Here is a 6,932-nt window from a genome sequence, read left to right as displayed (position 1 = left end):
CGCACGTGGTTGACACCAGTTGTGGGTAATGCATAGCAGGGGCTGGAGAGGGGAGGGCAGACGTTTGATCCAGGGCTTCCTGATAGGGTAGGCGTTGGGTTCGATCATCTGTCCTGGCCGTCCGTGAATGCCGCCAGGGGCGAGAGCTTGCGCCTGGCTTCTCCCTTCAGCACTGGTACCGACACCATGCGCACCGGAGGTGCGCACTCCCAGCTCCCGGCTGGGGAGCACGCCCGTCATCACGCCCCGACCCGCTCCGGCACGCGGGCAATGCAGTATTCGCGTTACGAGTAATGCATAGCCCGCTGGAGGCGGGTGTTGACGCTTTGGCGAGTCGGCGGCTCGTGCGCCCGGGGGACAGCGGTTGTCACATGCCCTGTGTCTTCACGCCCCGTTTCTAAGCTACTACGTTATAATAAACAGTAGCTAAGCAACGTACACGAGGAGGTTATTGCGTGAAATCACTGGTGCAGGCCCGCTGGATAACACCCATACTGGTTGCAATCATTGCCGTTGTGCTGGATCAGGCGTCAAAACGCTGGATCGTTGCAACTCTTGGCCCTGAACCAATGACGAAATTTATTCCGTTGATTGGTGAAGACATCCGGTTGGCCTATTCGCATAATACCGGGATTGCGTTCAGCCTGTTTCAAGGCAAGTCGGATATTTTGACCATCGTTGCTCTGGTCATTATTATCGGTGCTATCTACCTCTACATCACTCAATTACCAAACCGACGGCGATTGATCCAGATCGCGATAGGTCTCATTCTCGGTGGTGCATTGGGAAATGTCATTGATCGTATCCAGCTTGGCTACGTGGTTGATTTTATTCAAGTTGGCTGGTTTCCGATCTTCAATCTTGCCGATAGTGCGATCACGGTGGGGGCAGCTATCTTGATGTTGCAGTATGCACTCGATGAGATTGCATTGCGCCGAGTTCGACAGGCGATGATGTCACAATGATGATACTACGCTCGCGCTGGATGCTACTGGTACTAGTGGCGATACCGGTTTTTGTGATCGATCAGTTGAGTAAGTCCTGGCTCAGTGATATGCTCTTGCGCTACAACCGGCCTATTCCCTTGCTGTTTGATTGGGTGCAACTGGCGTATCACGAAAATACCGGTGTCGCTTTTGGACTGTTTCCCGATCAGGGAGGGTTTCTCTCGGTCGGTGCCAGCCTGGTTCTCTTGTTGTTGGCGCTCACCTACCAGTATATGCTCCCTGCCGATTCGCGTTGGATAACGGTATCGGTCGGTATGATCTTTGGTGGTGGTTTGTCCAATCTGGTAGATCGGATTCGCCAGGGATACGTAGTCGATTTTATTCAATTTGGCTGGTGGCCGGTCTTCAATCTTGCCGACAGCGCAATTACTATCGGGGTCGCAGCATTGGCTTTTCATATTATCTTTATCGGTGAAGAGCCAGCTCCAACCGAACCAGAACCGATTGACGATGAACTCCTCTATGAGTTGTTGAGTCATGATCCCTCGACCCCTGCAGCAACCGATGTGCGCACTTCCGGTCCGGAGTCGCTATCATGAGTGACGAAGGTGAGATTGAATTGCTTGCAGCGGAGGATTGGGTGGTGGTTGTACCTCCAACTCAGACCGCTGAGCGTATTGACCGTTTTCTTGCCGGTGCCATGCCCGAGCTTTCGCGGGCACAAGTGCAACGTCTGATTGAACAGGGCTTTGTGCTCTACGATGGTCGTTCACCACGAGCCAGTCAATTGGTGCGTCCTGGCGCGGTCATTCAGCTTACCATCCCGCCACCGATACCTACTGAACTTGTTGCCGAACCAATACCGCTTGATGTTGTGTATGAAGATAGTGATATTGCTGTGATCAACAAACCGGCAGGAATGGTCGTGCATCCGGCACCCGGCCATCCACGAGGTACGCTGGTCAATGCACTCTTGGCACGGTATCCCGATCTGGCGATTGGCGGTGAGCTACGTCCGGGTATTGTTCATCGCCTTGACCGTGATACATCAGGGCTTTTGGTGATTGCCCGCCACGATCAGGCCCTGCGCTCGTTAGTCGATCAACAGCAGGCCCGTCGGATGCGCAAAATCTACCAGGCGTTGGTGATTGGCCGACCACCAGAGACCGGTACGATTGATGCGCCGATTGGCCGTGATCCGCGTGACCGGCTCCGTATGGCGGTTGTACCCGATGGTCGCCCGGCGCGTACTCATTACCGCCTGCTGGCCGCGTTCGGCGATTACAGTCTGCTTGAAGTGCAACTGGAGACCGGACGTACGCATCAAATTCGGGTGCATCTACGCTATCTGGGCTATCCGATTGTCGGCGATCCGGTGTATGGGCCACGCCGTTCACACCTTCACCTATCGCGTCAGTTTTTGCATGCCGCTTACCTGGGCCTGGTTCACCCGCGCAGTGGTCAATGGCAAGAGTTCACAGCGCCTCTACCCGCTGACTTACAGACAGTACTGCGCCAGTTACAGGATCGGGCATCGTACCATTGAGACTGCAATATGCTACAATGCGCAGGGATGTGTACGACACCGTTTGTCGCATTCCATAGCTGGCGTCGCTTAGAGGAGGAGATAGTTATGCGCAAGAAGATTAGTATTATCGGGGCAGGATTTGTCGGTTCGACGACAGCTCACTGGCTAGCCGCTAAAGAATTGGGTGACATCGTGCTCCTTGATATTGTCGAGGGTGTGCCTCAAGGAAAGGCACTCGATCTTTATGAGGCATCACCAATTGAAGGGTTTGATGTTCGGGTGACCGGCACGAACAACTACGCCGATACTGCCAACTCGGATGTCATCGTTGTTACGTCCGGTGCTCCGCGCAAGCCGGGCATGAGCCGTGAGGATTTGATCAAGGTCAATGCCGACATCACCCGTGCCTGTATCAGTCAGGCTGCCCCGCTCTCGCCGAATGCCGTGATTATCATGGTTAATAATCCTCTGGATGCGATGACCTATCTAGCGGCGGAGGTCAGTGGCTTCCCCAAAGAGCGTGTCATTGGTCAGGCCGGCGTCCTCGATGCGGCCCGCTATCGCACCTTCATTGCCATGGAGGCGGGGGTTTCAGTTGAAGATGTTCAGGCGATGCTGATGGGTGGTCACGGCGATGAGATGGTACCGCTGCCCCGGTTTTCGACCATTAGCGGTATTCCGGTGAGCGAGTTCATTGCGCCTGATCGACTGGCTCAGATTGTTGAGCGCACCCGGAAGGGTGGTGGCGAGATTGTGAATCTGCTGAAGACCGGCAGTGCGTATTATGCTCCCGCCGCCGCCACGGCGCAGATGGTCGAAGCGGTGCTCAAAGACAAGAAGCGGGTCATGCCGGTGGCAGCCTACCTGACCGGTCAGTACGGCCTGAATGATATTTACTTTGGTGTACCGGTGATTCTCGGCGCCGGTGGAGTAGAGAAAATTCTCGAATTGCCGCTCAACGAAGAGGAGATGGCACTGCTGAACGCATCGGCGAAAGCGGTACGTGCCACCCTCGACACGCTGAAGTCTCTCTAAACATACCGGAGCGACGGGCGTCATCAGGGCGCCGTCGCTCTGTTTACTGCGGGTAACGAGTATGACCAGTCCGGCAAAATCATCAACCGCTGCTTCTTCGTCATCGCAACGATCATTGTCTGCCTGGAGTCCGCTGGGTGGTGAGCGTTTCTATGCTGCTGCCCGCTGGGTGTTGATTATATTGCTCGGCGTCGTAACCCAATTTCTGACCAATGGCGGTTTGTGGCCAATTACGGAGGAGATTGGCACGTTAGAGAGCATTTTCTGGTTGTACGTCGGCTTCGCGCTGGTTTTCACCGTCCTGGCCTTTTTACCGTTTGCCGCCGGTCTGGTGAGTATTTCATACCTGTTTGATATTGCATTCATTTCGCTAATGACCTTTTTCGGTGGCGAGCGGATCGTCATCTTTTTCCCCCTGTACCTGGTACCGCTTACCTATGCTGCGATCCGTCAGTCGCTCTTGGTAAGCCTCCTTTCTGGCTCATTAGCTGCGGTGGCATACATTGCTGCCTTCGTCGCGTGGCGGCGGCTGATCGCTCCAGAAGCGTTGATGACGTTACTCGACTACGTTGCGTTGGCCCTGCGCGGATCGACGCTGGCAATTGTGCCATGGGTGACCGGCAATCTGGTGGAGCGGCAGAGCGAAGTCAATCGGGGACGGGTGACTCAGGCTCAACGCGAGGCTGAGCAGGCGCTCAGCGAAGCCCGTGCCTATCGCGATCAGATGCGTTCGTTGTACCGGGTGGCGTTGACGCTGGGCAGCACTGCCGATTATCGACAGGTGTTGGATACCCTGCTGCAAGAGAGTCAGAAAATTGTGCTGTACCGGGCCGGGATCGTTCTGCTTTCTTCGGGTCAGCCAAATGAATTGTATGTCGCTTTCGGTTCAAATCTGGCTCCAGGCGACTTGAATCGGTCGTTAAAAATGGATACCGGTCTGGCTGCGGCCCTCCGTTCCAGTACCGCTCAAGTTATTACATCATTTGCGCAATTTCCCTCGTTGCAACAGCTTGCATCGCTGCGCACCTGTAAAGCGGCTGCCTTGCTGCCGTTGCAGGCCGGTATGCGGGTGTATGGATTGTTTGTCGTGGCGACCGAGCAGGTTCTCGGTACCGACCAGATCGAGATGTTGATGGCGCTGGCCAATTATGCGATTGTGGCTTTGCATAACGCGCAGCTCATCTATGATCTGAAAGAAGAACGCGAAAAGTTGCTCTCGCGGGAAGAAGAGGTTCGCCATCAACTGGCCCGTGATCTGCATGATGGCCCGGCCCAAGCCATGGCAGTGATTACGATGAAAGCTGAGCTTATCAAGCGGCTGCTTGAACGTGACCCGGCGCAAGCGCTGGTTGAACTCGATGAGCTGAGCAGTATTGCCAAGCGTACCAATTACGAGGTGCGCACGATGCTGTTTGAATTGCGTCCGTTGATGCTGGAAACGCAGGGCTTGAAAGTTACCCTCGAACAATATCTCGACCGCTTGCGGGCCAAAGCCGGTAATACGGCAATTGTGCTTGAAGGAACCGATATTGACCAGATTCGCCTCGGTTCAAAAGTTGAAGGTGCGCTCTTTAATGTGATCCAGGAATCGGTAACCAATGCCATCAAACATGCGAAAGCAAACCATATTTGGGTTCGCTTACGGCGCTTGAACGATCAAATGCTTGAGGTTGTGATTCAAGATGATGGGGTTGGTTTTGACAAGGCAGCGGTGCTTAAATCGTATGAGCGGCGCGGCAGCTTTGGCTTGCTGAATATTGATGAGCGTGCCCGTCTGGTGGGTGGCCGGGCTGAAATTGATTCGACACCTGGTAAAGGTACGAAGATCACCATTTTTGTTCCGATTGAGTCGTGAATCCATACCTAAATCCGCAACGTATTCGTGCTGCCCTGCGGGCGCTCAATCTGCGCCCGACCCGTGGCATGGGGCAGAATTTTCTCCTTGATGGTCAGGTACTGGCAACGATTGTGGATGAAGCGAAACTCCACGCTTCTGATACTGTCGTTGAAGTCGGGCCGGGTCTCGGTGTGTTGACGTGGGAGCTGGTGCAGCGTGCCGGGCGGGTGATCTGTGTTGAACTGGATCGCCGGCTTGCCGACCGGCTGGCCGCCGAGTTCCGTGAACAGTCTCATCTCTATTTGATCCAGGGTGATGTTTTGAAGGTTGCGCCTTCCGATCTGCTGACGCGGGCTGCTGCTACGCCACCGTACAAACTAGTTGCGAATATCCCATACGCCATCACCGCTCCACTGCTGCGCCATTTTCTTGAGGCGACCGCCCCACCCGACCTGAGCGTCTTGCTAGTGCAGTGGGAGGTTGCCGAACGTATCTGCGCCGGCCCCGGCGATTACAGCGTCCTGGCGCACGCGGTGCAACTGTACGCCGAACCGACGATTGTGGCCCGCGTTCCGGCTGCCAGTTTTTTCCCGGCACCGGCGGTCGACTCGGCAATCCTGCGCCTCGTTCGCCGTCCGCAACTGGCGGTGGCAGTAGACGATGTGAATGCGCTGTTCCGGCTGATCAAAGCCGGGTTCCTTCATGCCCGCAAGCAGTTAGGGAATGCCTTGCCTGGTGGTCTGGCCGCACTTGGGGTAACGGTTAGTCGTGAACACGTTGTGCAGGCACTTCAGGCTGCCGGTATCGATCCGCAACGCCGTGCCGAAACGGTAAACCTGGCGGAATGGGTAAAATTGCTCGCTGTGTTGTCCGAATCGGGGGTATAGTTATAAAGAGAGACCTTTTTGATCGTGACAACAGCAGCGGAGGCACGTGTGGCTGAGCAGACAGTACCATATTTCGCAAACCTTTACCGGCACGAGTACGCAAATTTAATCACGTTCCGTAAAAACGGCCAGCCGGTGGTGACGCCGGTCTGGTTTGCGGAACGGAACGGCAAAATCTATGTGATGACGACCGCCAGTGCGGGCAAGGTCAAACGCATCCGTAACAACCCCCAGGTCGAGATTGGCCCGTCCGACCGGGCCGGGAAGCCGCTCGGCCCAACCGTGCCGGCACGGGCACGCATCCTGCCTCCCGACGAGGCTCGCATCGCCCGGGATGCGCTTGATGATAAATACGGTCTGATGAAGGCGATGTTTGATTTCTTTATGAACATACGAGGGGTTGAACGGGCCTGGATCGAGATCGCGCCGCTGGCAGATACGGTGGTTGAATAAAAGCACGCTTCGGTTCTGTTGTGAGATGGTTTGCTCGCCTCAGATCAGAAGCTGTACGAAGAGTCCCCCACCCCGACCCGCCCCCGCTGGGGGCGGGAGCATGCCCTCACCCCTGGCACCTCTCCCGCAGTGCGCTATGCATTACCCACAACTGGTGTTAACCACGTGCATATCATCGGGTATGATCGCTATGGGTGTTGTTTTGAGCGACTGACCCGATGGCAGTGCGTCGCTCCAGCCGTGCT

7 protein-coding genes and 1 pseudogene are annotated in these 6,932 nt (G+C 55.5%); 7 read left to right on the top strand and 1 reads right to left on the bottom strand.

Translation table 11 applies throughout. The features are described from left to right. Window positions 1-240 (bottom strand): annotated as a pseudogene (locus tag VAE55_RS12080) (hypothetical protein); the annotation flags it as partial. A 215-nt stretch (window positions 241-455) separates the two neighbouring features. Here VAE55_RS12080 and lspA (VAE55_RS12075) point away from each other — a divergent pair. The 7 genes from lspA (VAE55_RS12075) to VAE55_RS12045 all read left to right on the top strand — a co-directional run bounded on the left by lspA (VAE55_RS12075) (window position 456) and on the right by VAE55_RS12045 (window position 6,687). Further along, on the top strand, window positions 456-965 hold the full coding sequence (gene lspA / locus VAE55_RS12075) for a signal peptidase II (protein WP_322816032.1): 510 nt from the start codon (window positions 456-458) through the stop codon (window positions 963-965). Next, window positions 962-1,546: a signal peptidase II gene (gene lspA, locus VAE55_RS12070; protein WP_322816031.1), complete on the top strand. Its 585-nt coding sequence runs from the start codon at window positions 962-964 to the stop codon at window positions 1,544-1,546. Before lspA (VAE55_RS12075) ends, lspA (VAE55_RS12070) begins: the two co-directional genes overlap by 4 nt. Next, window positions 1,543-2,493, top strand: coding sequence for an RluA family pseudouridine synthase (locus tag VAE55_RS12065; RefSeq protein WP_322816030.1), 951 nt, complete (start codon window positions 1,543-1,545; stop codon window positions 2,491-2,493). Before lspA (VAE55_RS12070) ends, VAE55_RS12065 begins: the two co-directional genes overlap by 4 nt. Window positions 2,494-2,580: 87 nt before the next feature. Beyond that, entirely contained in the window at window positions 2,581-3,510 is a 930-nt protein-coding gene (mdh, locus tag VAE55_RS12060) for a malate dehydrogenase (RefSeq protein WP_012660558.1), read from the top strand. A 61-nt stretch (window positions 3,511-3,571) separates the two neighbouring features. Then, window positions 3,572-5,365, top strand: coding sequence for a GAF domain-containing sensor histidine kinase (locus VAE55_RS12055; protein ID WP_322816029.1), 1,794 nt, complete (start codon window positions 3,572-3,574; stop codon window positions 5,363-5,365). Next, window positions 5,362-6,234 (top strand): 16S rRNA (adenine(1518)-N(6)/adenine(1519)-N(6))-dimethyltransferase RsmA, encoded by an 873-nt coding sequence (gene rsmA, locus VAE55_RS12050; protein ID WP_322816028.1) that lies wholly within the window; start codon window positions 5,362-5,364, stop codon window positions 6,232-6,234. Before VAE55_RS12055 ends, rsmA begins: the two co-directional genes overlap by 4 nt. 48 nt (window positions 6,235-6,282) lie before the next feature. Then, complete coding sequence (locus VAE55_RS12045; RefSeq protein WP_322816027.1) at window positions 6,283-6,687, top strand: PPOX class F420-dependent oxidoreductase; 405 nt, start codon at window positions 6,283-6,285, stop codon at window positions 6,685-6,687. The last annotated feature ends 245 nt before the right edge of the window (window positions 6,688-6,932 follow it).

Source organism: Chloroflexus sp., assembly GCF_034432675.1.
Taxonomy (GTDB): Bacteria; Chloroflexota; Chloroflexia; order Chloroflexales; family Chloroflexaceae; genus Chloroflexus.
This window is presented reverse-complemented; position numbering and strand designations above follow the sequence as displayed.

Bases quoted from the DNA above. Each gene is read 5' to 3' on its own strand.
- lspA (WP_322816031.1), top strand. From the start codon at position 962: ATGATGATACTACGCTCGCGCTGGATGCTACTGGTACTAGTGGCGATA.
- VAE55_RS12065 (WP_322816030.1), top strand. From the start codon at position 1,543: ATGAGTGACGAAGGTGAGATTGAATTGCTTGCAGCGGAGGATTGGGTG.
- mdh (WP_012660558.1), top strand. From the start codon at position 2,581: ATGCGCAAGAAGATTAGTATTATCGGGGCAGGATTTGTCGGTTCGACG.
- VAE55_RS12055 (WP_322816029.1), top strand. From the start codon at position 3,572: ATGACCAGTCCGGCAAAATCATCAACCGCTGCTTCTTCGTCATCGCAA.